The 24,735-nt window shown below is 63.2% G+C and carries 24 protein-coding genes, 2 tRNA genes and 1 pseudogene; 16 read left to right on the forward strand and 11 right to left on the reverse strand.

The genetic code is table 11. The features are described from left to right. Positions 1-46 precede the first annotated feature (46 nt). Both YUA_RS0115835 and YUA_RS0115840 read left to right on the forward strand, forming a co-directional pair. On the forward strand, positions 47-457 hold the full coding sequence (locus YUA_RS0115835) for a TIGR02300 family protein (RefSeq protein WP_027531598.1): 411 nt from the start codon (positions 47-49) through the stop codon (positions 455-457). Between the two features lie 66 nt (positions 458-523). After that, positions 524-599, forward strand: a tRNA-Ala gene (locus YUA_RS0115840). Between the two features lie 115 nt (positions 600-714). Here the strand turns inward: YUA_RS0115840 and YUA_RS0115845 are convergent. Continuing rightward, the gene (locus YUA_RS0115845; protein WP_027531599.1) at positions 715-1,173 is read right to left on the reverse strand and encodes a MarR family winged helix-turn-helix transcriptional regulator; all 459 of its coding nucleotides are present in this window, start codon (positions 1,171-1,173) and stop codon (positions 715-717) included. A gap of 156 nt (positions 1,174-1,329) precedes the next feature. Here YUA_RS0115845 and YUA_RS0115850 point away from each other — a divergent pair, with 156 nt between their 5' ends. The 12 genes and pseudogenes from YUA_RS0115850 to YUA_RS44040 all read left to right on the forward strand — a co-directional run. Then, positions 1,330-1,755, forward strand: coding sequence for an organic hydroperoxide resistance protein (locus tag YUA_RS0115850; RefSeq protein WP_027531600.1), 426 nt, complete (start codon positions 1,330-1,332; stop codon positions 1,753-1,755). Between the two features lie 175 nt (positions 1,756-1,930). Continuing rightward, positions 1,931-3,133 carry a CaiB/BaiF CoA-transferase family protein gene (locus YUA_RS0115855; protein ID WP_027531601.1) on the forward strand — a complete coding sequence of 401 codons (1,203 nt, stop codon included), beginning with the start codon at positions 1,931-1,933 and terminating at the stop codon, positions 3,131-3,133. A gap of 360 nt (positions 3,134-3,493) precedes the next feature. After that, positions 3,494-4,810 carry a sn-glycerol-3-phosphate ABC transporter substrate-binding protein UgpB gene (ugpB, locus tag YUA_RS0115860; RefSeq protein WP_027531602.1) on the forward strand — a complete coding sequence of 439 codons (1,317 nt, stop codon included), beginning with the start codon at positions 3,494-3,496 and terminating at the stop codon, positions 4,808-4,810. Positions 4,811-4,864: 54 nt separating this feature from the next. Beyond that, positions 4,865-5,746 carry a sn-glycerol-3-phosphate ABC transporter permease UgpA gene (gene ugpA / locus YUA_RS0115865; RefSeq protein WP_027531603.1) on the forward strand — a complete coding sequence of 294 codons (882 nt, stop codon included), beginning with the start codon at positions 4,865-4,867 and terminating at the stop codon, positions 5,744-5,746. After that, positions 5,746-6,594, forward strand: a complete 849-nt coding sequence (ugpE, locus tag YUA_RS0115870; protein ID WP_027531604.1) for a sn-glycerol-3-phosphate ABC transporter permease UgpE — start codon at positions 5,746-5,748, stop codon at positions 6,592-6,594. Before ugpA ends, ugpE begins: the two co-directional genes overlap by 1 nt. A 6-nt stretch (positions 6,595-6,600) precedes the next feature. Then, complete coding sequence (locus YUA_RS0115875; protein WP_027531605.1) at positions 6,601-7,686, forward strand: sn-glycerol-3-phosphate import ATP-binding protein UgpC; 1,086 nt, start codon at positions 6,601-6,603, stop codon at positions 7,684-7,686. Between the two features lie 196 nt (positions 7,687-7,882). Then, positions 7,883-8,929 (forward strand): hypothetical protein, encoded by a 1,047-nt coding sequence (locus YUA_RS0115880; RefSeq protein ID WP_156947133.1) that lies wholly within the window; start codon positions 7,883-7,885, stop codon positions 8,927-8,929. A 549-nt stretch (positions 8,930-9,478) separates the two neighbouring features. Next, positions 9,479-9,904, forward strand: coding sequence for an Hsp20 family protein (locus YUA_RS0115885; protein WP_027531607.1), 426 nt, complete (start codon positions 9,479-9,481; stop codon positions 9,902-9,904). Positions 9,905-9,955: 51 nt separating this feature from the next. After that, positions 9,956-10,228: a DUF1150 domain-containing protein gene (locus YUA_RS0115890; protein WP_027531608.1), complete on the forward strand. Its 273-nt coding sequence runs from the start codon at positions 9,956-9,958 to the stop codon at positions 10,226-10,228. Between the two features lie 125 nt (positions 10,229-10,353). Beyond that, on the forward strand, positions 10,354-10,647 hold the full coding sequence (locus YUA_RS44035; RefSeq protein ID WP_035971054.1) for a type II toxin-antitoxin system Phd/YefM family antitoxin: 294 nt from the start codon (positions 10,354-10,356) through the stop codon (positions 10,645-10,647). Continuing rightward, positions 10,644-11,138 carry a type II toxin-antitoxin system VapC family toxin gene (locus YUA_RS0115900; RefSeq protein ID WP_027531609.1) on the forward strand — a complete coding sequence of 165 codons (495 nt, stop codon included), beginning with the start codon at positions 10,644-10,646 and terminating at the stop codon, positions 11,136-11,138. The genes YUA_RS44035 and YUA_RS0115900 overlap by 4 nt, the downstream gene beginning before the upstream one ends. A 126-nt stretch (positions 11,139-11,264) precedes the next feature. After that, positions 11,265-11,660 (forward strand): annotated as a pseudogene (locus YUA_RS44040) (heme-binding protein); the annotation flags it as partial. A gap of 458 nt (positions 11,661-12,118) precedes the next feature. On the opposite strand, the gene ptsN reads toward YUA_RS44040, so the two are convergent. The 9 genes from ptsN to YUA_RS0115955 form a co-directional block, all read right to left on the reverse strand. Continuing rightward, a complete protein-coding gene (gene ptsN / locus YUA_RS0115915; protein WP_027531610.1) occupies positions 12,119-12,580 on the reverse strand; it encodes a PTS IIA-like nitrogen regulatory protein PtsN in 462 nt (153 codons plus the stop codon). Positions 12,581-12,789: 209 nt separating this feature from the next. After that, positions 12,790-13,389, reverse strand: coding sequence for a ribosome hibernation-promoting factor, HPF/YfiA family (gene hpf / locus YUA_RS0115920; RefSeq protein WP_027531611.1), 600 nt, complete (start codon positions 13,387-13,389; stop codon positions 12,790-12,792). An 82-nt stretch (positions 13,390-13,471) separates the two neighbouring features. Next, the gene (gene rpoN / locus YUA_RS0115925; protein WP_027531612.1) at positions 13,472-15,100 is read right to left on the reverse strand and encodes an RNA polymerase factor sigma-54; all 1,629 of its coding nucleotides are present in this window, start codon (positions 15,098-15,100) and stop codon (positions 13,472-13,474) included. Between the two features lie 90 nt (positions 15,101-15,190). Then, positions 15,191-16,192: an LPS export ABC transporter ATP-binding protein gene (gene lptB, locus YUA_RS0115930; RefSeq protein ID WP_027531613.1), complete on the reverse strand. Its 1,002-nt coding sequence runs from the start codon at positions 16,190-16,192 to the stop codon at positions 15,191-15,193. Between the two features lie 234 nt (positions 16,193-16,426). Continuing rightward, positions 16,427-17,140 (reverse strand): LptA/OstA family protein, encoded by a 714-nt coding sequence (locus tag YUA_RS0115935; protein ID WP_035971056.1) that lies wholly within the window; start codon positions 17,138-17,140, stop codon positions 16,427-16,429. Between the two features lie 5 nt (positions 17,141-17,145). Next, entirely contained in the window at positions 17,146-17,871 is a 726-nt protein-coding gene (lptC, locus tag YUA_RS0115940) for an LPS export ABC transporter periplasmic protein LptC (protein WP_027531615.1), read from the reverse strand. Positions 17,872-18,039: 168 nt separating this feature from the next. Continuing rightward, complete coding sequence (locus tag YUA_RS0115945) at positions 18,040-18,654, reverse strand: ribonuclease D (protein WP_027531616.1); 615 nt, start codon at positions 18,652-18,654, stop codon at positions 18,040-18,042. Between the two features lie 122 nt (positions 18,655-18,776). Next, on the reverse strand, positions 18,777-20,507 hold the full coding sequence (locus YUA_RS44045; RefSeq protein WP_051383192.1) for a DUF6798 domain-containing protein: 1,731 nt from the start codon (positions 20,505-20,507) through the stop codon (positions 18,777-18,779). Next, positions 20,507-21,832: a UbiA family prenyltransferase gene (locus tag YUA_RS0115955; RefSeq protein WP_027531617.1), complete on the reverse strand. Its 1,326-nt coding sequence runs from the start codon at positions 21,830-21,832 to the stop codon at positions 20,507-20,509. The genes YUA_RS44045 and YUA_RS0115955 overlap by 1 nt, the downstream gene beginning before the upstream one ends. Before the next feature lie 277 nt (positions 21,833-22,109). Here YUA_RS0115955 and YUA_RS0115960 point away from each other — a divergent pair, with 277 nt between their 5' ends. Continuing rightward, on the forward strand, positions 22,110-23,381 hold the full coding sequence (locus YUA_RS0115960; RefSeq protein ID WP_027531618.1) for an MFS transporter: 1,272 nt from the start codon (positions 22,110-22,112) through the stop codon (positions 23,379-23,381). Positions 23,382-23,499: 118 nt separating this feature from the next. Here the strand turns inward: YUA_RS0115960 and YUA_RS0115965 are convergent. Beyond that, positions 23,500-23,586 (reverse strand) — tRNA-Leu (locus YUA_RS0115965). A 152-nt stretch (positions 23,587-23,738) separates the two neighbouring features. Here YUA_RS0115965 and YUA_RS0115970 point away from each other — a divergent pair. Then, entirely contained in the window at positions 23,739-24,704 is a 966-nt protein-coding gene (locus YUA_RS0115970; RefSeq protein ID WP_027531619.1) for a complex I NDUFA9 subunit family protein, read from the forward strand. Positions 24,705-24,735 lie beyond the last annotated feature (31 nt).

Here is a 24,735-nt window from a genome sequence, read left to right on the forward strand (position 1 = left end):
AGCCAAGTGAAGCACCGCTTTTCAGACATCCCAGGATTCCTCTGCCGTGGCCAAGTCCGAACTCGGAACCAAACGTATTTGCCCGACGACGGGCAAGAAATTCTATGACCTCAACAAGAATCCGGTGATCTCGCCCTATACCGGCGAGGTTGTGCCGATCGCACCCGTGGCGCCGGCGCGTGTGCCGCGCGGCGCCGAAGCCCGCCACGCTGCAGCAGCCGCCGACACCACGCCGGAGCCGGCGGAGGTCGAGGAGGTCTCGCTGGAGGAGGCCGATGCCGAGGAGAACACCGGCAAGGTCAAGGCCGTCGTCCCCGAATCCGAGGACGATATCGAGGTCGACGAGACCCTCGACGACGACGATGACGATGATTCGACCTTTATTCCCGACGAGGAAGAGGGCGATGAGGACGTGACCGACATCATTGGTGATGTCGGAGGTGATGAAGAGACTTGAGATAATTCCAGAACTGTGGTTCTGGGTCTTTCCCGGCGCGCTGCCCACGGCGCGTCGGTCGGTTAAGGGGCCATAGCTCAGCTGGGAGAGCGCTTGCATGGCATGCAAGAGGTCGGCGGTTCGATCCCGCCTGGCTCCACCAACCCTCGCTCGCTTCGCGAGCTACGGCTCGGCAAGCCCGGGAAGTCTCTCGTAGCGAAATGAGCGAAGGCTGCTCCGCCAGAGCAAAGGCCGAAGACGGGCTCTAACGAATCCCCCTACTCCCCAATCACCGCATTCAACCGATCGCGCAGCGCGACGATCTCGTCCTTCATCGCGACCAGCTCCGACACCGAGCAATCCGACGCGGCGAGAATCGACTGCGGGACGCTGCGTGCCTTGTCTTTCAGCGCGTGCCCTTGCGGCGTCAGCGCGATCAGGACCTGGCGCTCGTCCTCGCTGGAGCGCGTGCGCTTGACCAGGTGCGCGGCTTCGAGCCGCTTGAGCAGCGGCGTCAGCGTGCCTGAATCGAGAAAGAGCCTTTCGCCGATGTCCTTGAGCGGCACGTCGTCCCGCTCCCACAGCACCAGCATCACCAGATATTGCGGATAGGTCAGGCTGAGCCGGTCCAGAAGCGGCTTGTAGACGCGGTTGAAGGCATGCGCGGCTGAATAGACGGCGAAGCAGATCTGGTTGTCGAGACGTTGCGGATCCAGGGTCGATAATTTCCGGGCCATAGAGAATCTCACGAGACTGACCCGCATTGTGGGACCGGGCGGGCCGACATTCAATTGCGAACAATTAAATGTGAGGCATGCAAATTTCAATTGTGCACAATCCAATTGTTTGCGATAGAGATTCCACCGCAACCCGAAGACCCTGAGGAGACGAAAATGTCCGTGAACGTCCTCTACAAGACCAGCGCAAAAGCCACAGGCGGCCGTGACGGCCATGCTGCGACCCTCGACGGCGCCCTCGACGTCAAGCTCACCACGCCGAAGGAACTCGGCGGTGGCGGCGGCGCCGGCAACAATCCCGAGCAGTTGTTTGCGGCCGGCTATGCCGCCTGCTTCATCGGCGCGATGAAGTTCGTGTCCTCGCAGGGCGGCCCGAAGGTCCCCGCCGACGCCTCCGTCACCTCGACCGTCGGCATCGGCCCGCGCTCGGCCGGCGGCTTCGGCCTCGACATCGATCTCGCCGTCTCACTGCCGGGCCTGTCCCGCGCGGACGCCGAGGCGCTGGTCGAGAAGGCGCACCAGGTGTGCCCGTACTCCAACGCGACGCGCGGCAATGTCGACGTCCGCCTGACGGTCGTCTGATCTGACGGTGGATTGGCTGGCCCTGGATCCCGCTCGGGCCGGCCGCTTCCGTCTGATTTTGCCATGCCGCGGGATTGCCGGCTGCGCTGCATGACCCTCTACGCGACAGGCCATTGCTGGCTTGGACGAACCTCGCTAGGCCTGTGATCAATATCGACACAGGGGAAGCGAAGGCATGACTGAAGCCGTTTTGGGCGCAATGAGCGGACTGCGCGTCATCGATCTCACGCGCGTGCTCGGCGGTCCCTACTGCACCCAGATTCTCGCCGACCATGGCGCCGACGTGATCAAGGTCGAGCCGCCCGCGGGCGACGAGGTGCGCGACTGGGGCCCTCCCTTCCACGAGGAGGACGCGGCTTATTTCGTCGGCATCAATCGCAACAAGCGCTCGATCGGCCTCGACCTCGCCTCCGAGGGCGGCCGTGTCGTGCTGCTCAAGATGCTGGAGACGGCGGACGTCCTGATCGAGAATTTCAAGCCCGGCACGCTGGAGAAATGGGGCATCGGCAACGATGTGCTCAGCCAGAAATATCCGCGCCTCGTGCATTGCCGGATCTGCGGCTTCGGCGCCGACGGCCCGCGCGGCGGCAATCCCGGCTATGACGCGATCATCCAGGCCATGACAGGCATGATCGCGGCAACCGGTTCGCCCGAGAGCGGGCCGATGCGGATCGGCGTGCCGCTGGTCGACATCACCACCGGGCTTTACGCCGCGATCGGCATCCTGATGGCGCTGTCCGAGCGGCAGCGCTCAGGGCTTGGCCAGTTCCTGGAGACGACGCTGTACGAGACCGGCCTTGCCATCATGCATCCGCACACCGCGAATTATTTCATGCATGGCAAGCCGCCCGGCCTGACCGGCAACGAGCATCCGAACCTCGTGCCATACGCGATCTTCCCGACCAAGACCGACAACATCTTCATCGGCGTCGGCAATGACGGAACCTTCCGCAAGCTCGCCAAGGAGATCGGCAAGCCCGAGCTCGGCACCGATCCGCGCTTTGCCCGCAACAAGGACCGCATCGCCAATCGCGACGCGCTCCGCGCCGAGCTTGCCGCCGTGTTCAGCCAGCACGAGGCCGAGCCGTTGTGCAATCGGCTGCTCGCCGCGGGCCTGCCCGCAGGCCCGGTGCAGAAGATCGATCAGGCGTTGACCAATCCGCACACGATCGCCCGCGGCGATATCATCGAGAAGGACTGGTACAAGGGCGTGGCCTCGCCGATCCGGCTCGATCGCAGCAAGCCGAGCCTGCGCCGCCTGCCGCCGAAGTTCAGCCAGCACTCCCAGGAGGTGTTGGGTGAGTTCGGCTACTCAAAGGCGGAGATCGACGCGATGGTCGAAAACGGCGTGGTCTGCGGACCCGAGCGCAAGCGGTAGGTGGTGCGCTCCCTCTCCCGCTTGCGGGAGAGGGTGTCTCCACAACGGGACAGTCCCTTAGAGGACAGAACCCTCACCCGGCGCTTCGCGCCGACCTCTCCCGCAAGCGGGAGAGGTTCTCGAACCCGCGGCGTGATCGTCGGCCTCACAGCATCAAATGCCGCAGTGCGGCGCGGGCACGCATGTGCACCGCGAACCGAGCAGGTTGCCCGCATCGCGTTCGCCTATTTGATGGCTTCCCTTTTCCAGCGCTTGCCGCTTTCGTTTCGGCCGCTTACACAGTCATGTGAACGTCATATGGCGCTGCTAGCGCAAGCGATCTTTTTGACGGCCAAAGGACGGCTAAGGGAGGTTTACTTGATGGCTCTTCGACATTTTGGGGCGGCTGCCGCTGTTGCAATCGCGGTTGGCATGACGGCTTCGCCGGCGCTGGCTGCGACTGAAATCCAGTGGTGGCATGCGATGACCGGCGCCAACAACGACGTCATCGTCAAGCTCGCCAACGACTTCAATGCGTCGCAGAGCGACTACAAGGTCATCCCGACCTACAAGGGCAACTATGCCGATACGATGAACGCCGGCATCGCGGCCTTCCGCGCCGGCAATGCCCCGCACATCATGCAGGTGTTCGAAGTCGGCACCGCGACCATGATGGCCGCGACCGGCGCCGTGAAGCCCGTCTACAAGCTGATGGCCGAGGCCGGCGAGAAATTCGATCCCAAGATCTACCTTCCCGCGATCACCGGTTACTACTCGACCTCGAAGGGCGAGATGCTGTCCTTCCCCTTCAACTCGTCGTCAACAGTGATGTGGGTGAACCTCGATGAGCTGAAGAAGGCCAATGTCGAGATCCCGAAGACCTGGCCTGAGACGTTCGAGGCCGCCAAGAAGCTCCATGACAACGGTCATCCGACCTGCGGCTTCTCCGGCTCCTGGGTCACCTGGGTCAATCTCGAGCAGCTCTCCGCCTGGCACAACGTGCCGCTCGCCAGCAAGGCCAACGGCCTCGACGGCTTCGACACCAAGCTCGAGTTCAACGGACCGCTCCAGGTCAAGCATCTCGAAAAGCTGGTCGAGCTGCAAAAGGACAAGACCTACGATTACGCAGGCCGCACCAATACCGGCGAAGGCCGCTTCACCTCGGGTGAGTGCGCGATCTACCTGACCTCGTCGGCCTTCTTCGGCAACGTCAAGGCGCAGGCCAAGTTCAACTTCACCGCCGTGCCGATGCCGTATTATCCTGATGTCAAGGGTGCCCCGCAGAACTCGATCATCGGCGGCGCTTCGCTCTGGGTGATGGGCGGCAAGTCGGCCGACGAGTACAAGGGCGTTGCGAAATTCCTGACCTTCCTCTCGGACACCGACCGTCAGGTCTACATCCACAAGGCCTCGGGCTATCTGCCGATCACCAAGGCCGCCTATGAAAAGGCCAAGGCCGAGGGCTTCTACAAGGACCAGCCCTATCTCGAGACCCCGTTGCTCGAGCTGACCAACAAGGAGCCGACCGAGAACTCGCGCGGCCTGCGCCTTGGCAACATGGTTCAGCTGCGCGACGTCTGGGCGGAAGAGATCGAGCAGGCGCTGGCCGGCAAGAAGACCGCCAAGCAGGCGCTGGATGCCTCCGTCGAGCGCGGCAACACGATGCTGCGTCAGTTCGAAAAGACCGCCGTAAAATAAGGCGAAGGCGCCGGCAGGCCACGCGACGAGCGGCCTGCCGGCGCCACCCCCACCATGCAAAAGCAAGCCATTTTCCAATCAAAGCTATTGCCCTACGCGCTGGTTGCCCCGCAACTTGCAATCGTCCTGATTTTCTTCTATTGGCCGGCCTTGCAGGCGGTGATCCAGTCCTTCCTGCTGCAGGACGCCTTCGGTCTCTCGTCGAACTTCGTCTGGCTCGACAACTACGTCGAGCTGTTCAGGGACCCCGCTTATTTCGAAGCGATCGTCCGGACCTTCTTCTTCTCGTTCGCGATTGCGGTGTCGTCGCTGTCCTTCGCGCTGCTGCTCGCCGTGATGGCCGACAAGCCGCTGCGCGGCTCGATGCTCTACCGCACGCTGCTGATCTGGCCCTATGCCGTGGCGCCGCCCGTCGTCGGCGTGCTCTGGATCTTCATGCTGCATCCCTCGCTCGGCGTGCTCGCGCGTTACCTGCGCGCGGTCGGCATCGACTGGAATCCGCTGCTCGACGGCAACCAGGCGGCTGCGCTGATCATCCTTGCGGCCGCCTGGAAGCAGATCTCCTATAATTTCCTGTTCTTCCTCGCCGGCCTGCAAGCCATTCCGAAAAGCGTGTTCGAGGCCGCCGCGATCGACGGCGCGCGCCCGATGCGGCGGTTCTGGACCGTGACCTTCCCGCTACTGTCGCCGACCATCTTCTTCCTGCTGGTCGTCAATATCGTCTACGCCTTCTTCGACACGTTCGGCATCATCGACACCATGACGCGCGGCGGACCGGGAACGTCGACGGTGACGCTGGTCTACAAGGTCTATTCCGACGGCCTGCTCGGCGGCAATCTCGGCAGCTCGGCAGCGCAATCCGTGATCCTAATGGTCATGGTGATCGTGCTCACGGGAATCCAGTTCCGCTTCGTCGAACGCAAGGTGACCTACTGATGGTCGAAGACGAGGGCTTCCAGCGCTACGTCGCCCATTTCATCCTCTGGGTCGGGATCGCGATCGTCGCGTTCCCGGTCTACATCGCGATCGTCGCCTCGACCCAGGACAACGCGCTGATCGCCAACGGGCAGATGTCGCTGCTGCCGGGCGGCCATTTCTTCGAGGTCTACTACCAGACCATTTTCGTGGGCACGAGCGGCTCGACCCGCGAGCCGGTCTACAACATGATGCTGAACTCGCTGGTGATGGCGCTGTTGATCGCGGTCGGCAAGATCGCGATCTCGATCATCTCGGCCTATGGGATCGTGTATTTCCGCTTTCCGTTCCGGATGCCGATCTTCTGGATCATCTTCATCACCTTGATGCTGCCGGTCGAGGTGCGCATCTATCCGACCTACAAGATCGTCGCCGATCTGCACATGCTCGACAGCTATGCCGGCCTCTCGCTGCCGCTGATCGCATCGGCCACCGCGACGCTGCTGTTCCGGCAATTCTTCATGACCGTGCCGGATGAATTGCTGGAGGCCTCGCGCATCGACGGCGCCGGCCCTTTGCGCTTCTTCTGGGATACGCTGCTGCCGCTGTCGCGCACCAACATGGCGGCGCTGTTCGTGATCCTCTTCATCCTCGGCTGGAATCAATATCTCTGGCCGCTCTTGATCACCACGCGCGACGACATGCAGACCATCCAGGTCGGCATCCGCAAGATGATCACCACCACCGACGCGCTCACCGAATGGCCGGTCGTGATGGCGACCGCCGTGCTGGCCATGCTGCCGCCGGTGTTCGTCGTCGTCGCCATGCAGAAATTGTTCGTGCGCGGCCTGGTCGAGACGGAGAAGTAGAGAGTTATGGCCAACGTCACCCTGCGCAACGTCCGCAAGACCTATACCGGCGGCTTCGAGGCGATCAAAGGCGTCAATGTCGATGTCGGCGACGGTCAGTTCTGCGTGCTGGTCGGCCCCTCCGGCTGCGGCAAGTCGACGCTGCTCCGCATGGTCGCGGGGCTCGAGACCGTGACCGGCGGCGAGATCGATATCGGCGGCCGCGTCGTCAACCAGGTCGAGCCCGCCGATCGCGACATCGCGATGGTGTTCCAGAACTACGCGCTCTATCCGCATATGAGCGTCTTCAACAACATGGCCTACGGCTTGCGCAATCGCGGCATGAAGGAAGCCGAGGTCAAGACCCGCGTCGAGGAAGCCGCGCGCGTGCTCGAGCTCGCGCCCATGCTGGAGCGCAAGCCGCGCCAGCTCTCCGGCGGCCAGCGCCAGCGCGTCGCCATGGGCCGCGCCATCGTGCGCCAGCCGAAAGTGTTTCTGTTCGACGAGCCGCTGTCGAACCTCGACGCCAAGCTGCGCATCGCGATGCGCGTCGAGATCCGCAAACTGCAGCGCCGGCTCAACACGACGTCGATCTACGTCACCCACGACCAGCTCGAGGCGATGACGCTCGCTGACATCCTCGTCGTGATGAATGGCGGCCAGGTCGAGCAGATCGGCAATCCCCTCGCCATCTACGAGAAGCCGGCGACGACCTTCGTCGCCTCCTTCATCGGCGCCCCGCCAATGAACCTGATGTCGACGCGCACTGAGGAGATCAAGTCGCAGCTCGGCGGCAGTGCGGGCGACGCCGGCATCCTCGGCATCCGTCCGGAAGATTTTGTCATCACCGACCAGACACCGGCCGGCGGCGTTGCCCTGCCGCTGACGGTGGAAGCGATCGAGCGCGTCGGCGCCGAGACTTTTATCTACGGCTCGCGCGCTCAGGATGAGCAGCGCGTCGCGGCCACTCCGGGCGAGTTGCCGCCGGGCGAGGTCATCGTCCGCATCCCCGGAACCGAGGCTCCCGCCATCGGCCAGAAGATCCGGGTCGGCGCTATCAGGTCAAAACTGCACCTGTTCAGCGGCGACGGCAGGAGCCGGATCGAGGCTTAAGACGGGCTTTCGGGACTTGCCGACAGAAATGTTGAAAACAACCCCATGCAAAGTAACCCGGTAGGTAAGGGCTCACTGCGCAGGAGGTAATTAAGCACCTCTATCGCTCCCCTGTTCACTCCTCTATAGGCAGAGTTGTCAGGATTTGTGAATCAAGGTAATGAAGTTCCGTGGAGTTACCCACGCGGAACTCGCGATGACTGACCAACCGATCAATGAAGCTCTTGAGCAGAAGAAAGCTCGCCTTGCGCAGCAAGCGGCTGCTATTGCGCGCGAGCTGCAGGAGTTGGAAGAAATCCAACGACTCACTGCTTTGGCGGCGAAGCACAATCTGGTCGTAAGCGCGGCTCCCGCGCCACCAAAGAGCGGTGAAAAGGTGGGCTCCTGCGCCGATCTGATTGACCGTTACTGTGCTGATCCACGATCAAACTATCATCAACTGCGATACAAGGTTCGTCGCAACTACACTAACATCATGCGGCGCATCGCCGAGGATGTCGTCTTAGGTATTGAACCTATTGCTGATCTTAACGCTGCCAAAGTGCAGGCGGCGTACGAGCGCTGGTCAGAAGGCGGGAGATTGGCGCAGGGACATAGCCTCATCAGACAATTGCGATTGCTTTGCACCTATGGCGTCACGGTGTTGAACGATGACGCTTGTGTGCGACTTAGTGCGGTTCTGCACAAGATGCGGGTCCGCAAGCCACGAGGTGGCGCAGTGCTCCTTACGGAAGAGCACGTCAGGCTTATTCGCGCAAAAGCCCATGAAATGAAGTTGCCTTCCGTAGCCCTCGCGCAAGCGATCCAGTTTGAGTGCCGTCTGAAGCAAACTGACGTCATCGGAGAATGGGTGCCAGTGTCTGAACCTGGCGTTTCGGACATCGTTAGCGAGAACAAGGGCAAGTGGCTTCGCGGCATACGATGGGAGGAAATCGACTCCAAGATGATCCTTCGCCATATATCGAGCCTGCATCAGCGCGATATCGTGATTGATCTCAATAAATCGCCGATGGTCATGGAAGAGCTTTCCAAGATCGGGAAGCTTCCGGCTCGTGGCCCCATCATCGTTAATGAAATCACGGGCGTACCTTGGGCTCAGTTCGAATTCAGGCGACGTTGGCGGAAGATCGCCAACGCTGTCGGCGTGCCCGAGAACGTTAAGAACGGGAATAGCAGCCTAGGAGAAGCTTCGAACGAAAGCCGGAGCCCTGACGTTCCGGCTCAAGAAGTGGGGATGGCATAGTGCAGGATTTGGCTTTCCATCCAGCGCCCTTCCTGACCGTATCCGTCAGGCGAGAAGGAAAACTCATTCGACGGCCCCCTTGGATGCTGAACGTGGACGGTAAGTTCAATGCGTCTTGATCCAAATCGGCTGATTCTCGTCGTTGCACTGCTCATCCTCGCGGGCATGGCTGGTGCGTGGAACTACCGACTCGAAATCGGCAGAGACGGTCTCAAATTTGAGACTAATATCGCGAAAGCTCAGTCGCGATAATCGACCTGATTGTCGATTTGCGTCTCTGGTCGCCTACGGCATGGGGATCTAGCTGTATTCAATCGGCCTGGTAGCCACGATCTGTTCGGCTGGGTCCTGGATCTGTTGAGGGAGCAGACACGACCTTATCTGAGCAGCAGTGATTTTCTTTTTCGACCGGCTCGCCGTTGCTGTTCTCGTCCACAGCCCCCTGCTACGTCCTTGAACCCCCACGGGGATATGCCCATATTACTGACCAAGGGGCGCCGGTTCCGGGCCCTGAAATGCCAAAGTCGCTTCGAGAGGACTTTGTAAACTATGTCTCGTGTTCCCACGCTTTCCAGTCCGTTCCTTCTGGGCTTCGACGAGATTGAGCGCGTGCTCGATCGGGTCGTGAAAGGCGCCGACGGTTACCCTCCCTACAATATCGAGAGATGCGGCGGAGCGGACGGCCAGCCCGAGCGCTTGCGCATCACGCTGGCGGTCGCCGGATTCACCCGCGACCAACTCGATGTAACCATTGAGGAAAACCAGCTCGTGATCCGCGGGCGGCAGCAGGACGACAAGACCCGGCAATACATCCATCGCGGCATCGCCGCGCGCCACTTCCAGCGCACCTTCGTGCTGGCGGAGGGGATGCTGGTACTGGGTGCGGATCTGAAGAACGGATTGTTGTCGGTTGACCTGGCCCGGCCTGAGCCGGAGCGGATCGTTAAGACAATCGCTATCAATGAGCACGAATAATGGAACGAGTAGCGGACTCGACCGCTTAGTTTCTGTGAAGGAGTCGAGACCATGAGTGAAGGTCACGTTGCGTTCGAATACGAAGCCAAGGCCGTCTCGCCCGAGACACTGGCAACCCTCGGCGAAGGCCATATCGCCTATGTGAAGCAGATTCGCTCCGAAGATGTGCCCGGCCTGTTTCCCGAGGCCCCGAAGATTGCGCCCGGCCTCAAGCTGTTCGCGCTCCACTCCGCCGACGGCACGCCGATCATGCTGACCGACAGCCACGAAGCCGCGGTCGCGAATGCCTGGAGCAACGAGCTGCAAGCCGTCAGCGTGCACTGAGCGCACGCGCGTCACATGAATAGAGATTCAAGCGGGCATGCCTTCAGACGAAGGTGTGCCCGTTTTGCTTTTGCGATCAAATTCGGATACTCTAAATTCTGGTTGATCCGACCAGAAAGCATGCCATGACCGCAAAGCGCCCCTCTTCGAAGAAGGGCTCCCAATCCGGGCGATGGAGTCTTCAGGATGCGAAGACGCATCTGAGCCAGATTGTCAGAGAGGCCCAGCGCATCGGACCGCAGCGCGTTACGCTGCACGGGAAAGACGCTGCGGTTATCATCGCGGCAGAGGAATTCGACCGCCTCCAGCGGCCCGTGAGCGGCCGCGACATCGTTACGGCCCTCGCGAAGTCCCCGTTGGCGGACGTCGAATTTGAACGCCTGACTGTCAAATCCAAGGTTCGGGACGTCGAACTTTGAGGGGGTGGCTTCTCGACACCAACGTAGTTTCGGAACTACGCAGGCCTAAGCCTAATCCTGACGTCACAGGTTTTGTAGCCGGCCAAAGCGGCGACGATCTCTATGTCACGGACATCACCTTCGCCGAGATCACTTATGGCATCGAACAATTGTCCGATGCCGCCAGACGCGCCGATCTTCGATCGTGGTCGGACAACACGCTGCGACCGTTGTTTGCGGGTCGAGTCCTTGCCATCACCGAAGATGTGATCGTGCGGTGGAAGGTAATGATCGTCGAGGGTCGCAAGCGCCGTCACACTTTCGGGCAACCGGATTTATTCATCGCAGCTATCGCCGCGCTCCAGGATCTGGCGGTGGTTACGCGCGATATCGACGAATTCGTCGAAGCTCGCGTGCCGGTATTTGATCCCTGGACACACAAATTCTACCATCACGGCAAAGAGACGCTCGTGCGACCAGCCGTGACGCTCGAAGCAATCTCCAAGCTATAGCCGAAGCGGTCACTTCACGTCGCGGTCGTGGGCGACTATCCACTCGACGCCGCCGCGATGGTCGCGCGGTCGATTTGTTCGGGCGAGAAGCCCTGAGGGGCTTCCGGACAAGACGAGGCGGTCGCAAGTTGCGCGAAGCAGGGTTTCCGAGTCAGCGCGGCCGTCGTTGACGTCGATGGCTTGACGCAGGCCATGTTGCGTGGTGACGGGGCTCACGCGGCCTCATTCGATCTGGCCAGTGACAAGGCGTATACCGTGGTCACGATCGGCGCCACCCACAACGACGATAGCATCAGCGCCATGGTGAAGCGGATGGGAGCAAATCCGACTGCCTTCTGGGGCTTGGCCAATGCCGGCGGCCTGGGCAAGCTGCCGCGCGTCTCGCTCATTGTCGGCGGTCTTCGCATCAAGGTTGGCAATGAGGTTGTTGGCGGCATTGGCGTCTCGGGCGGGCCCGGGATCGATGACGACGAGGCTTGCGCCAAAGCCGGCATCGACAAGATCAGCGCGCATCTCAAATAGCTGATGGCGACGGAACGAATCGATCAAAGCGGCCCGCCGATCATGCTGACCGACAGCCGCGAAGCCGCGATCGCCAACGCCGTCAGCGTGCACCGAGCGTCGCGCGCCATGCGCGATTTGATTTGCAAGCGGGCATGCCGTCATACGGAGGCGTGCTCGTTTTCATTTGGCGAGGTGATAGCTCCGGCTCGTCATTGCGAGCGTAGCTTTCCGCGGCGGGACTCTGGATTGCTTCGTCGCAAGGGCTCCTCGCAATGACGGTGTCTGAGGCGACGGCGCGCCCAACTCTCGTGTCCCGGACAAGCGAAGCGCAGAGCCGGGACCCAGGAGACGGCAACACGGGAAGTCGCGGTGACATGGGCCCCGGCTCTGCAGCGCACCGCTGAAGAAGCGCTGGGTCCGGGGCACGAGAGCGCGTTACGTCGCTTGCTCTCTCGCAGTCCGCAATAACGAGAAGATTACGCCGCCGTCGCCGGCGGCAGCGCCAGCACCGAATAGATCGCCTGGGCATCGCGCGAGGCGCGGAGCTTTTTGGCGATGTCCTGGTCGCGCAGCAGGCGGGCGATGCGAGCGAGCGCCTTCAGATGATCGGCGCCGGCGCCTTCGGGCGCGAGCAGCAGGAACACCAGATCGACCGGCTGGCCGTCCATCGCCTCGAAATCGATCGGGCGATCGAGCCGGGCGAACAGACCAAAAATCTTTTCCAGCTTGGGCAGCTTGCCGTGAGGAATGGCGACGCCGTAGCCGACTGCGGTGGTGCCGAGCTTCTCACGCTGGAGCAGCACCTCGAACACCGCGCGCTCGTTCTGGCCGGACAGCTCGGCCGCCTTGGCCGCGAGTTCCTGGAGCGCCTGCTTCTTGCTGTTGACCTTCAATGCCGGGAGAATCGCCTCGGGCGCGACCAGATCGGTAATCGGCATGGAAGTGTTCCGAGGTGAATTAAACCGTCAGGTTCCGAATTGGCCGGCTCGATCAGATCGAGCCCGGCCGGCGTCAAGAAGGTGAAGCAGGAGGCGGACTTAGCCCCGATCGTGATGTGGGGCGCTTCTACTCCAACGCAATCCCGGTGCCAACTCCCGCGTGCGGCTTTGCCCCGGTCATTGTTAAGGGCTGTGGTTGATACGGGGTCCTAGCCGCCCGATTTGGCGCCCGGCGGGTCGATCCAGCCGACATTGCCGTCGGCCCGGCGGTAGATGATGTTCACCCGGCCCGAGGAGCCGTGCTGGAATACCAGGCAGGGTGCCCCGCTGAGGTCGAGTTCCATGACGGCCTCGCTGACCGACATCTGCTTCAGCGACGTCGTCGCCTCGGCGATGATTACAGGGTTGTAGCCGGTGACCTCATCCGCTTCGCCGTCCTCGCCCGGCGCCTCCAGCACGTAAGCAGTCGCGTCGAGCGAAGCCAGCGCCGCGGAGGCGACATGGGCCTTGCGGGCGGAGCGGTCCTTGAGCCGGCTCTTGTAGCGTTTGAGCCGCTTCTCGATCATCACGAGCGCCAGGTCAGCGCTGGCATAGGCGTCCGGCGCGTTCGAATCGGCTTCCAGCGTAATGCCGGAATCAAGATGCAGCGCACAGTCGGTGCGGAAACCGAAGCCGTCCTTGGAGAGCGTGATGTGTCCGGAATAATTGCCGTCGAAATATTTACGGAGGACCTCTTCGGTCCGGTCGGTCACGCGGCCGCGAAGGGCCTCACCGACGCTGACGCTCTTGCCCGAAATCCGAAGAGTCATGTGATGCCTCGCTTGGTTTGACTGCCTAGCTTGGATCGGTCGCGATGGGGGATGAGAGTAGCGCGATTTCGCGCCAGCGCAATCAGGCCGGTTCGGTGTTGCGGGAGCGATCGGACATTGCGGTGGAGAGGATGTTACCAAGAGCGCTCTGCTTGTCACGACGGCGTTGCACCGAGGACGGAATGCGCATGGCTTCGCGGTACTTCGCGACCGTGCGGCGGGCAATATCAATGCCCGAGGCGCGCAAGCGTTCCACGATGGTATCATCCGACAGGATCGCGGATGGCGCTTCCGAATCGATCAGCTGCTTGATGTGATGGCGCACGGCTTCGGCGGAGTGCGCCTCGCCGCCGTCGGCCGAGGCGATCGAGGCCGTAAAGAAATATTTCAATTCGAATGTGCCGCGATTCGTCGCCATGTATTTGTTGGCGGTCACGCGCGACACCGTGGATTCATGCATCTGGATGGCGTCGGCCACCGCTTTGAGATTCAGCGGCCGCAGATGCGCGACACCGTGGGTGAAGAAGCCGTCCTGCTGGCGCACGATCTCGGTCGCAACTTTCAGAATGGTGCGGGCGCGCTGGTCGAGCGCGCGCACCAGCCAGGTCGCATTCTGCAGCGCGTCGGTGAAATACGACTTGTCGCCGTCCTTGCCTTTTTTCTTCGACAGCTCGGAATAGTAGGTCTGGTTCACAAGCACGCGCGGCAAGGTGTCGCTGTTGAGCTCGACATGCCAGCCGCCGTCCGGACCCGGGCGGACATAGACGTCGGGCACCATGGTCTGCAGCCGCGCCGAGCCGAACTTCATGCCGGGCTTGGGATTGAGGCGGCGGATCTCGCCGATCATGTCGCCGATATCCTCATCGTCGACGCCGCAAAGCTTGCGCAAGGCGGCGATGTCGCGCTTGGCGAGGAGATCGAGATGCTCGACCAGTGCCTGCATCGCCGGATCGTAACGGTCGAGCTCGCGAAGCTGGATCGCCAGGCATTCGCTTAAGTTGCGCGCGCAGACGCCGGGCGGATCGAATTTTTGCAGCACGGCAAGAACGCCCTCGACGTCGGCCTGCGTTGCGCCAAGCCGCTCGGCAGCCTGGCCGAGATCGGGCGGCAGATAGCCGGCCTCGTCGACGAGGTCGATCAGGTACTGCCCGATCATGCGCTGCGCCGCGCCGGTGAAGGCGACCGAGAGCTGCTCGGCAAGATGGTCGCCAAGCGTGGTTTCCGCGGCGACGAAGGCTTCGAGATTGTAGTCCTCGTCACCCGAGGCGCCGCCGCCCCATTCCGTATAGGTGGTGGGCGCCGCGTCCTGGGCGTTGCGCGCAGCCGCCTCGGCGGGCTCCTCGGAGAAGACGTTGTCCAGGCCCGTGTCCAGGGTCTGCTCGATCTCGGCGCGGGTGCCGAGATCCTTGCTCATCCATTCTTCCTGGCCAGGCTCGAACGCGTCGCCGCTGCCGCCAAAGCCATCATCGGCACCCGGACTGCCTGAATCGTCGCCATCATGATCGCTGAACTGGCCGGTTTCGGCCGGGGCTTCGCCGCCGGGGGCCTCGTCGTTGGCCCGCTCCAGGAGGGGATTACGCTCGAGTTCCTCTTCCACGAAGATCGTGAGATCGAGATTGGACAATTGCAGCAGCTTGATCGCCTGCATCAGCTGCGGCGTCATGACCAGCGACTGCGATTGCCGGAACTCTAATCTCTGCGAAAGCGCCATCTAACAAGAACCGTTCCCAAAAATTGGTCCGATTCTTGCTTATCTTAGTCCTGGCCCGATGTACACGCCTTGACGAAATGGAAAAAAGGGCTAGAGGCGGAATTCCTCGCCAAGGTAAAGGCGACGGACATCCGGATCCGCGACGATCTCGTCCGGGCTCCCCTCCGTCAGGATTTCACCGGCATAGACGATATAGGCGCGATCGGTGAGGCCGAGCGTCTCGCGCACATTGTGGTCGGTGATGAGCACGCCGATGCCGCGATTGGTGAGATGGCGGACGAGGTCCTGAATGTCGCCGACCGCGATCGGATCGATGCCGGCGAAGGGTTCGTCGAGCAGCATGTAGTTCGGACGCGTCGCCAGCGCACGCGCGATCTCGACGCGGCGACGCTCGCCGCCGGACAGGGCGATCGACGGCGATTTCCGCAGGCGCGTGATGTTGAATTCGTCGAGCAGCGAGTCGAGCTGCTGCTCGCGCTTCTTGCGCGAGGGCTCGACCACTTCGAGCACGGCGCGGATGTTCTGCTCGACGGTGAGGCCGCGGAAGATCGAGGCTTCCTGCGGCAGATAGCCGATGCCGAGCCGCGCGCGCTGATACATCGGCAGCCTGGTGACGTCGTGGCCGTCGAGCTCGATCGCGCCGCGATCGGCCTTGATCAGGCCGGTAATCATGTAGAACACGGTGGTCTTGCCGGCACCGTTCGGACCGAGCAGACCGACGGCTTCGCCGCGCCGCACGTAGATGCTGACGCCGCGCACCACCTGGCGGCTGCCGAAACTCTTTTCCACGCTATGCACAGCCAGGAAGCCCGGCCGCCGTAACAGCTGCGGTGCGCCCGCGCCGTTCGTCTTGGCACTGGCTTTGGGCTTGGCAGGTTGCGCCGTCGCCGGCCGCGGCCGCGGCCGAGCTTCGACGCCATAGGGGTCAGCGGCCTGCATGGGCTGGTCACGGGCAATCGGGGGCGTGTCCCGCACCGGGCTCGCCACGAGGCCGCCGACACTGTCACCGAGCGCGGTGATGTCCTGACGGGCAAATCCTGGCCGGCCGCGCTTGGCGGGGCGCCGACGGAACATGCTGAATAGATCGACCATCCCCGCCTTCTAGCCTTCTACGGATCCTGCGCGGTGCTCGCGCGGTCTGCCGCGCCGGCCTCTCGCTTCGCCGACGCAGCATGGATAAAGGGATGTCTCATGCCCAGAGAAACACGCCCGAAAAGCGGCGGACCCCGCCTCGAAAGCCCTGCGGGCTAGATACAGTCTCGCCGGGCAAGCTTCAACCTCGGATCGGCGGCATCAGCGCCAAGCCGTTGAGTTTACTTTTGGAATTTACTTTTGTTTACTTCCGCCGGGCAGTTGCAGGGGCGAGCCCGCGCCCGGGGCTACCGGCGTTCCGCACTTTCCATTCGAGCCGCCTTGGGACTGGATGAACAGGCCCTGCACCTTGCCGCTGTCGGATTCCACCCGGGAGACGCCGGTGGTCATGTCGACCATGAGGCGGTCGCCGCGCAGCACGTTCTGGCACTGCGTCAGCACCACGCCGCCGAGCATGGTGATGAGGTTGGTCTTGGTGTCGAACACCGCGGTCTCGCCTGTCACCACCTGGTCCTTCTGGGTGACCACAACATTGCCGCGCGCTTCCAGCCGTTTGATCGAGGAGGCGCCGCCCGGCCCAGGCGTCGCCGATTGCATAGGCGCCGCTTTCGCGCCCTTGGCTGGAGCCGCTTGCGGCGCCGCCTGCTTGTCGCTGTTCGATTCGTAGAACACCACCAGCGTCTTCGAAGTCATCGTGGTGTCGCCCTGCACCACCTTCACATTGCCCGAGAAGGTCGCCTCCTTCTTCTTGTCGCGCATCTCGAGCGATACAGCCTCGATCTGGATCGGCTGATCGCGGTTCTGCGAAAAGCCCTGCATCGCATTGGGCACGCCTTGCATCGTGCTTTGTGCGACGGCCGCACCGGTCGCAATCAGCGCAGCGCCGCCAAGCGCGATCGCTGCGACGATGGCGCGACGCTTGTCGTTGCGCGGAAAAAAATGGGCCATGAAAATCACTTTGAGTTCGCAGATTTGTTCTTGGACTTCGCCGGCGGCGGCGGCGCGGGCTGGTCGACGGGCGCAGCAGGAACGTCATCCGTGCTGATCTTGTCCAGATGCATCACCACATTGCCCTCGAAGCGGATGACGTCGCCGCCTTCCGTGATGCGCAGTCTGTCGGCGGTCAGCGTGCCGTTGGTCAGCTTGACGTCGACATGATCATCGGAGGAGACCGTGCCCTTGGCCATGTCGACGAAAGCCGAGTTCAACCGCGCCTCGTAGCCGGTCGAGGTGCGCAGGAAGATGTCCTTGTGCAAGTCGAGCTGCTGCTGCTTGTTGTCGAAGCGGCCGGTGCGGGCATCGAGCAGCAGGGTCGATCTGTCTTCCATCAGCACCTTCGCGCGCAGGTCATTGAGGTCGACATGGTCAGGGTCGGTGATGTCCTGCGTCGCGGTCTTGGCCCAGAGCTCGTAGGGTCGCTGATCCGGCGTGAAGCCGGACATGTGCGGCGATTCCATCGTGATCTTGGTGCCGGTCACCACCATGTTTCCGGAGTCGAGCTTCACGGGGATCTTGAAGGGATTGAGAAAGGTCGAGACCGCGACGATCGAGGCCATCGCCAGAACAACGGTCACCGGCACCGCGATGCGCAGAATCCGCACCAGGCGGCTGTGGCGCGCCGCGCCGGCAAACTTCGCCGCAAGCGCGGCGTCGTAGGTGGAAAACTGGGCCGAGTTCACCGCTGCTCCGGGGGCATCGCTTGCCTGGTCAGAAGGCTCCAATCGAGGGCGCCCCATTGTACCCGCGACCTCAGGAATATGCAGCCTTGCGCATATCAGCTTTGGACAGGCCGTTACGAAAGTGTCCGAAACGGGGCGGCAGCCTGATCCTGGCGGCCGCTCAAAGGCTCAGGAATGCGCGAAAATGTCCTCTTCCGCCCAGCCCTGGAGGTCGAGCAGGGCGCGGGTCGGCAGGAAGTCGAAACAGGCCTTGGCCAGCTGGGTGCGGCCCTCCCGGACCAGCATGGCGTCGAGCCGCTCGCGCAAGCCATGCAGATGCAGCACGTCGGAGGCGGCGTAGGCCAGCTGTGGCTCGGTCAGGCTGTCGGAACCCCAGTCGCTGGACTGCTGCTGCTTGGAGAGATCGACATTGAGCACCTCGCGCACGAGGTCCTTGAGGCCATGGCGGTCGGTATAGGTGCGGGTGAGGCGGGAGGCGATCTTGGTGCAGTAGATCGGGCCGGTCATGACGCCAAAGGTCTGGTACAGCACCGCGACATCGAACCGCGCAAAATGGAAGATCTTCGTGATGGCGGGATTGGCGAGCAGGGCCTTCAGGTTCGGCGCGTCAGTGTGGCCCTTGGGGATCTGCACCACGTCGGCGCTGCCGTCGCCGGGCGAAAGCTGGACCACGCAGAGGCGGTCGCGGTGCGGGTTCAACCCCATGGTCTCGGTGTCGATCGCCACCGCGCCGGTGTAGCGGGTGAGGTCAGGCAGGTCGCCGCGATGCAGGCGTACGGTCATGGCGTTTCAAACCTCGGTCGAATCGGTGTGCTGGCCCAAGCTAGCGCCGGGGGCGGGAACTGGCGAGAGCCGGCCGCGATGTATCCGGTGCGCGGGGGTCGCGCAAGCGCGGACCGGGCGTTTCAGAGGCTTTCGGCCTGCTGCCTGACGGCGGAGACGCAGAGATGGCTGGTACGGAAGACGACATCGTCCTGCGCGGGCAGGGTCTCGCAGAGCGAAACGATGTAGCCGATGCCGTTGCGCGCGGCGTAGCCGAGGCGCGCCGCATGCGAGTCGAGCGCTGCGAGCTCGATCATCCTGGCGTGCCAGACCGGATAGTAGGACGGCGTCCACATCGCCGCCGCACCGCGCTTGTAGTCGACCCAGACGCGGCGATGCGAGACGAATTCAAACACGGCGCCGCGCGACAGCGCGATGACGATCGGCTCGACGGCCGCGTCCTCCGCCGGTTTCGGCGGAACGATGAACGTCGCATCCACCGGCGTCGTGTTGCGCGCCCAACGGCCGATATCGGTCCACTCGGCGACGGCCTGGCCGTAGAGCCGGTTGACCCGAAAATTGCCCCAGGCTCCCACGGGCCAGAGAATCAACGCAGCGACGAACAGCGCCGCGTAACCGATCCTGCGATGCGAGTCCGGAACGGCATCCGGCGCGGATCTCTGATATTGCAGCAGCAGGATGACGGGCGTGGCGAACAGCAGCACCGTGCCCTCGATGCCAAGCGCCAGCACTACGAAACAGCCCGGCAGGAACAGCGCCGAGCGGTCATCGCGCAGCCAGCTGGTCGCGAGCGCCGCAACCGCAAGGCCAGCCAGCAGATAGAAGATGGTGCCAGCGCGCAGCAGCTGAAGGTTGAGCACGAAGGGCGAGCCTGAGAGATAAGGCGCGACGAAGCCGACGAGATAGAGCGCGAGCGCAGCGAGATAGGCCCAACGCAGCTCGCGCGCGTCAGCACCGAACCCCCAGAACGCGACGGCGCCGAGCAGGGCCACGGCAGCCGCGCCGACGATGTTCTTGAGCGCGATCGCGTCGATCACGGAATGGCCGGCAAAGTATTCGTGCAGATATGCGAGATAGTCGAAGCCGAGCGGCTTGCCCAATTCCGGATTGGCCAGGATGGCGTGCAGCGCCGGATAGATGATCGGCGCCGAGATTGCGAGACCGAGCAGCGTGCGCGCGCAGATCGCTGCAAAGCTCGTCTCGGCCTGGAGCAGAAGGCTGATCGCGATGGCGACGAGCAGCGGCGCGATCCAGACCGCGACGAAGGCGTTGACGAAGAAGGTGATGCCGAGCGTGATCGCGGCTACCGTGAACCGTCCGCGCGCCGCGAAGTAGATCGCGAACAGCGAGGTGCCGTTGGCAATCTCCGAATGGGTAAAATAGTTCACGAACAGCCCGCCGGTCCCGGCTTGGGTGTAGCCGTCGAGGAAGCCGATCGAACAGAGAATCAGGCTGAAGACGATCTTGTCGCGCCGGGTCGTGACGCCGAGCAGCGAGGCACAGGCAAGGAAGCCTATGAAGGTGAGCAGCCGCGAGAGACAGTCGAGCACAAGGAACACGAGGCCGGTATCACCGACATATCTTTGCGTGTTGTCAAGCAGCACCCAGATGCCGGATGCGAAATAGCGCAGCGACTGCATGAAGGCGTCGTCGTGATATTGCGGCTCGGACGGCAGGCCTGCGACGATCGGCAGATGGAACAGATTGTTCTCGATGCCGAAGACATAGCCGGTGCGCAGCATCGACAGCGCGGCGACGACGATCGCGATCAGCAGCGTTTCGGCGAACGCGGCGGACAGGCCAAGCGCGCCCTTGCGATCGCTGAGCGCCGCGCTCGGATGCGCCAGCGACATCAGATCGCCGCCAGCATGATGCAGATCATCGCCGCCACGGTGGTGCGGCTGGCGCCGTCCCGGAAGGCATAGATGATGGGATCGTCGGGCATCTCGCGGCGATGCGCGATCATCAGGGCGCGGCCGAACCAGTAGAGCAGCAGGGGCGCGAGCAGCCACAACATCCAGGGACGGCTGTAGAGCGGCATCACTGCGGAGGACGAGACGTACAGCGCGAACACCGTCACTGCGTTCATGGCGCTCGCCGCCGCCATCGCAGCGATGATATGCAAATCGCTGATGCGGTAGTCGCGGTTGGAGGGATCGGCGAGGCCTTCGCCCTGGCGCATGCTGAGCTCGCTGAAGCGCTTGATCAGCGCGAGCGAGGTGAACACGAACAGCGAGAACACCATCAGCCATTCCGACAGCACGACACCGGCAGCAACCGCGCCGGCGCCGATGCGCAAGGAGTAGAGGCCGGCGAGCGTGACGACGTCGACCAGCATCTTGCGCTTGAGCACGAGCGAATAGGCGATGGTGGTGGCGAGATAGGCGGCGAGCACACCAAGGAACGTGGCGGAGATGCAGAGGCTGGCGACGAGCGCGAACAGCCACAGCGCAGGGATTGCTGATAGCGCCGAGGAGATCGGCAGTTGGCCGGCCGCAAGCGCGCGATGGCGCTTGGTCGGATGCTGACGATCGGCGGCGAGGTCGAGCAGATCGTTCATCAGATAGGCGCCCGACGCACAGGCCGAGAACGCCAGGAACGCCAGCAGCGTAGAGCCGAGCGTGGCGACATTCAGCTGATGCGCGGTGATCACAGGCACGAACACCAGCGTGTTCTTGGCGTATTGATAGACCCGCAGCGCCTTGGTCCAGGTTTTCAGGCTCGCCCTGCTTCTGCCGCGCGCCTCGATGCGCTCGATCGAAGTGCGATCGAACGGCAGATGATCGCCGGCAGCAAGATCGGCCGGCGCAACGACGCCATCAAAACCGAGATGCGCGGCGATGCCGGCTGCATGATTGGCGAAGCGGCCGGCGGCGAGATAAATCCTGGCGCCGCGCGCCCGCGCCGCCAGCGCCTGGTTCAGCACGTCGGCATCATAGGGAAGCTGGGCGTAGTCGAGCTCGGCGCGGGCCAGAATTTCCGTGAGCGCCGCCATCCCTGCGCGTCCGCCGGCGCCGAAGCGGGCCAGCATGCGCGCAGGCGCAGAGAACAGCGCCTCCATCAGCAGCTCCGAGCGCAGCAGCGCGCCTTCGAGATCGATCACGAGGGTGCGGACCGGCGCAGAAATGGCCTCCGGCGCGGCCTCACTCCGATCGTACTGCCTGACGGGCTGCTCCATCCGAAAACGCTCTGACTGACCGCGACCCGGCCCAAGGGCTGGGGAGGCCGGGAGCAGGAAAATGAACGCCCGCGAGCCTAGGGAGCATTCGCTAAGGGCGGCTTAATTCGGCCGGACGAACGCGGGCTGAGGGACCGCCACCAGGCTGTTGCAGGGATCCCACAATCCGGCGCGCGCGCGATATACCAGCGGAACCTCGGCCTCGCGCCCGTGGCAATCGCCCGCGCCCACCCTATCTGAGCCCGGCTCCCCGCGCCCCGTTCACCATGCAGGTGTCATGACAGACCAGACGCTCGCCGCGCCGATCGACGATCAACAGCAACACCAGCGCGGTTTTACGCGCTACCAGTCACTCCTCGTGGCGCTGCTTGCGTTCGCACAGTTCACCATCATCCTCGACTTCATCATCATGTCGCCGCTCGGCGCCATCCTGATGCCCGCGCTCAACATCACCGCCGGGCAATTCGGCGTCGCGGTCTCGGCCTACGCGTTCAGCGCCGGACTTTCCGGCATCCTCGCCGCCGGCTTTGCCGACCGGTTCGACCGCAAGCGCCTGCTGCTGTTCTTCTATGCCGGCTTCACCCTCGGAACCTTGCTCTGCGCGCTGGCGCAGACCTACCAAGTGCTGCTGCTCGGCCGGATCGTGACCGGATTGTTCGGCGGCGTGATCGGCTCGATCGTGCTGGCCATCGTCACCGATCTGTTCGCGCTGCATCTGCGCGGCCGGGTGATGGGATTCGTGCAGACCGCGTTCGCCGCGAGCCAGGTGCTGGGCGTTCCGGCCGGACTGTTTCTCGCCAATCACTGGAGCTGGCATGTCTGCTTTTTTGCCATCATCGGCCTGTCGATCCTGGCCATCGCCATCATCGCCTTCGCCATGGAGCCGGTCGATGCGCATCTGAAACTGAAGCAGGACAGGAACCCGTTCCACCATCTCATCGCGACGATCGGAGAGCCGCGCTACACGCTGGCCTTCGCGGTCACGACATTGCTGGCGACGGGCGGCTACATGCTGATGCCGTATTCCAGCGCCTTCACCGTGAACAATATCGGCATCGACATCGTGCACCTGCCGACGATCTATCTGGTCTCCGGCCTGTTCAGCATCGTCACGGGACCGCTGGTCGGCCGCGCCAGCGACGCCTTCGGCAAGTATCCGACCTTCGTGTTCGGCTGCGCCATGACCGTCGTCATGGTGTTGATCTACACCCATCTCGGCCACGTCTCGCTCGCCACCGCGATCACCGTCAACGTGCTGCTGTTCGTCGGCATCTTCTCGCGCATGATCCCGTCGCAGGCGCTGATATCGGCGATCCCCGATCAGAGCCAGCGCGGCTCGTTCAGCGCGGTCAGCGCCTCGCTGCAGCAATTCTCCGGGGGCCTCGGCTCGGTGCTTGCGGCTGCGATCATCTCGCAACAAGCGGACGGTTCGCTGCTGCATTTCGAGCGGATCGGCTATGTCGTCGTCACCACGACGATCATCACGCTGGTCGCGATGTATTTTGTGCAGAAGGAGGTAGCGGAGAGGGCGGGGAGGAGCGCGGTCTGAGGGCGGGCGGGCTCGATTTGTCCGACCGGGGACCGTCGCGGCGGGCAATCGCTGGATCGCCGCCCGGCTATCTCCACTGATTGGAAGCAGCCCGATTTGGGGACCAAATCCCGCAAAATGGTGCCCAGGAAAGGACTCGAACCTTCACGGCCGTTAAGCCACTGGCACCTGAAGCCAGCGCGTCTACCAATTCCACCACCTGGGCATGCCGCTTGGGGCACGGAGGCGGTTACTACGGTTCGGTGACGCCGTTGTCAATTCATGGTTCGGCTTGCCGATTGCGCATTGCAAACCGGGCCGATACAAGCCTGATAACACGCACTCTTCCCGCAGGAACGGACCCCGAGAATGGCTCCCATGGCATCGAATCTGGAAACTCTCGTCACGGTTTTCGGCGGATCGGGGTTTTTGGGCCGGAATGTCGTCCGCGCGCTGTGCCGGCGGGATTACCGGATCCGGGTCGCGGTGCGGCGGCCGGAACTGGCCGGATACCTCCAGCCCTCGGGCAAGGTCGGGCAGGTCCACACCATCCAGGCCAATCTGCGCTATCCGGCCTCGGTCGAGGCGGCGGTGCGTGATTCGGATGTCGTGATCAATCTGGTCGGCATCCTCACTGAGGGCGGCGGGCAGACCTTTGACGCCGTCCAGGCCAAGGGCGCCGAGACCGTCGCCAAGGCGGCGGCCGCCGTCGGCGCAAGGCTCATCCATGTCTCGGCGATCGGCGCCGATACCGAATCGCCCTCGCACTATGCCAGGGCCAAGGCGGCCGGCGAGGCGGCTGTCATGGCGGCGGTGCCGTCGGCCACGATCTTCCGTCCCTCCGTGATGTTCGGCCCCGAGGATCAGTTCACCAACCGCTTCGCGGCGCTGGCGCGGCTGTCGCCGGTGCTGCCGCTGATCGGCGGCGAGACGAAGATGCAGCCGGTCTATGTCGGCGACGTCGCCACAGGGATCGCGGATGCCGTCGACGGCAAGGCCAAGGCGGGCGCCACCTATGAGCTCGGCGGGCCGGAAGTGCTGACCATGCGCGAGATCATCAAGACCATCGTGGAGATCGCCGACCGCAAGCCGACGCTGGTGCCGCTGTCGTTCGGCCTCGCCCGGCTCAAGGCCGCCTTCCTGCAATTCGCGCCGGGCGCGCTGAAGCTGACGCCGGACCAGGTCACGCTGCTCGAGCGCGACAATGTCGTGTCGGATGCGGCCAAGGCCGCAGGGCTCACGCTTGAAGGTCTCGGCATCGCCGCGGATTCGCTGGAGACGATCGCCCCGCAATATCTCTGGCGTTTCCGCGCGGCCGGCCAGTTCCAGCGCAAGAGCGCGTAGTCGCGCGTCGACGGCGGTCTCTCTTAACCTC

It is taken from the genome of Bradyrhizobium sp. WSM3983, from assembly GCF_000473045.1.
GTDB lineage: Bacteria > Pseudomonadota > Alphaproteobacteria > Rhizobiales > Xanthobacteraceae > Bradyrhizobium.

Coding starts and splice junctions, on each gene's coding strand:
- YUA_RS0115890 (WP_027531608.1), top strand. CDS start 9,956: ATGAGTGAAGGTCACGTTGCGTTCGAATACGAAGCCAAGGCCGTCTCG.
- rpoN (WP_027531612.1), bottom strand. CDS start 15,100: ATGGCGCTTTCGCAGAGATTAGAGTTCCGGCAATCGCAGTCGCTGGTC.
- YUA_RS0115885 (WP_027531607.1), top strand. CDS start 9,479: ATGTCTCGTGTTCCCACGCTTTCCAGTCCGTTCCTTCTGGGCTTCGAC.
- ugpE (WP_027531604.1), top strand. CDS start 5,746: ATGGTCGAAGACGAGGGCTTCCAGCGCTACGTCGCCCATTTCATCCTC.
- YUA_RS44045 (WP_051383192.1), bottom strand. CDS start 20,507: ATGTCGCTGGCGCATCCGAGCGCGGCGCTCAGCGATCGCAAGGGCGCG.
- ptsN (WP_027531610.1), bottom strand. CDS start 12,580: ATGCCGATTACCGATCTGGTCGCGCCCGAGGCGATTCTCCCGGCATTG.
- YUA_RS0115960 (WP_027531618.1), top strand. CDS start 22,110: ATGACAGACCAGACGCTCGCCGCGCCGATCGACGATCAACAGCAACAC.
- YUA_RS0115955 (WP_027531617.1), bottom strand. CDS start 21,832: ATGGAGCAGCCCGTCAGGCAGTACGATCGGAGTGAGGCCGCGCCGGAG.
- YUA_RS0115970 (WP_027531619.1), top strand. CDS start 23,739: ATGGCATCGAATCTGGAAACTCTCGTCACGGTTTTCGGCGGATCGGGG.
- ugpA (WP_027531603.1), top strand. CDS start 4,865: ATGCAAAAGCAAGCCATTTTCCAATCAAAGCTATTGCCCTACGCGCTG.
- YUA_RS0115945 (WP_027531616.1), bottom strand. CDS start 18,654: ATGACCGTACGCCTGCATCGCGGCGACCTGCCTGACCTCACCCGCTAC.
- YUA_RS0115935 (WP_035971056.1), bottom strand. CDS start 17,140: ATGGCCCATTTTTTTCCGCGCAACGACAAGCGTCGCGCCATCGTCGCA.
- YUA_RS44035 (WP_035971054.1), top strand. CDS start 10,354: ATGACCGCAAAGCGCCCCTCTTCGAAGAAGGGCTCCCAATCCGGGCGA.
- YUA_RS0115880 (WP_156947133.1), top strand. CDS start 7,883: ATGACTGACCAACCGATCAATGAAGCTCTTGAGCAGAAGAAAGCTCGC.
- YUA_RS0115855 (WP_027531601.1), top strand. CDS start 1,931: ATGACTGAAGCCGTTTTGGGCGCAATGAGCGGACTGCGCGTCATCGAT.
- YUA_RS0115875 (WP_027531605.1), top strand. CDS start 6,601: ATGGCCAACGTCACCCTGCGCAACGTCCGCAAGACCTATACCGGCGGC.
- YUA_RS0115850 (WP_027531600.1), top strand. CDS start 1,330: ATGTCCGTGAACGTCCTCTACAAGACCAGCGCAAAAGCCACAGGCGGC.
- lptB (WP_027531613.1), bottom strand. CDS start 16,192: ATGGTCGATCTATTCAGCATGTTCCGTCGGCGCCCCGCCAAGCGCGGC.
- YUA_RS0115845 (WP_027531599.1), bottom strand. CDS start 1,173: ATGGCCCGGAAATTATCGACCCTGGATCCGCAACGTCTCGACAACCAG.
- ugpB (WP_027531602.1), top strand. CDS start 3,494: ATGGCTCTTCGACATTTTGGGGCGGCTGCCGCTGTTGCAATCGCGGTT.
- hpf (WP_027531611.1), bottom strand. CDS start 13,389: ATGACTCTTCGGATTTCGGGCAAGAGCGTCAGCGTCGGTGAGGCCCTT.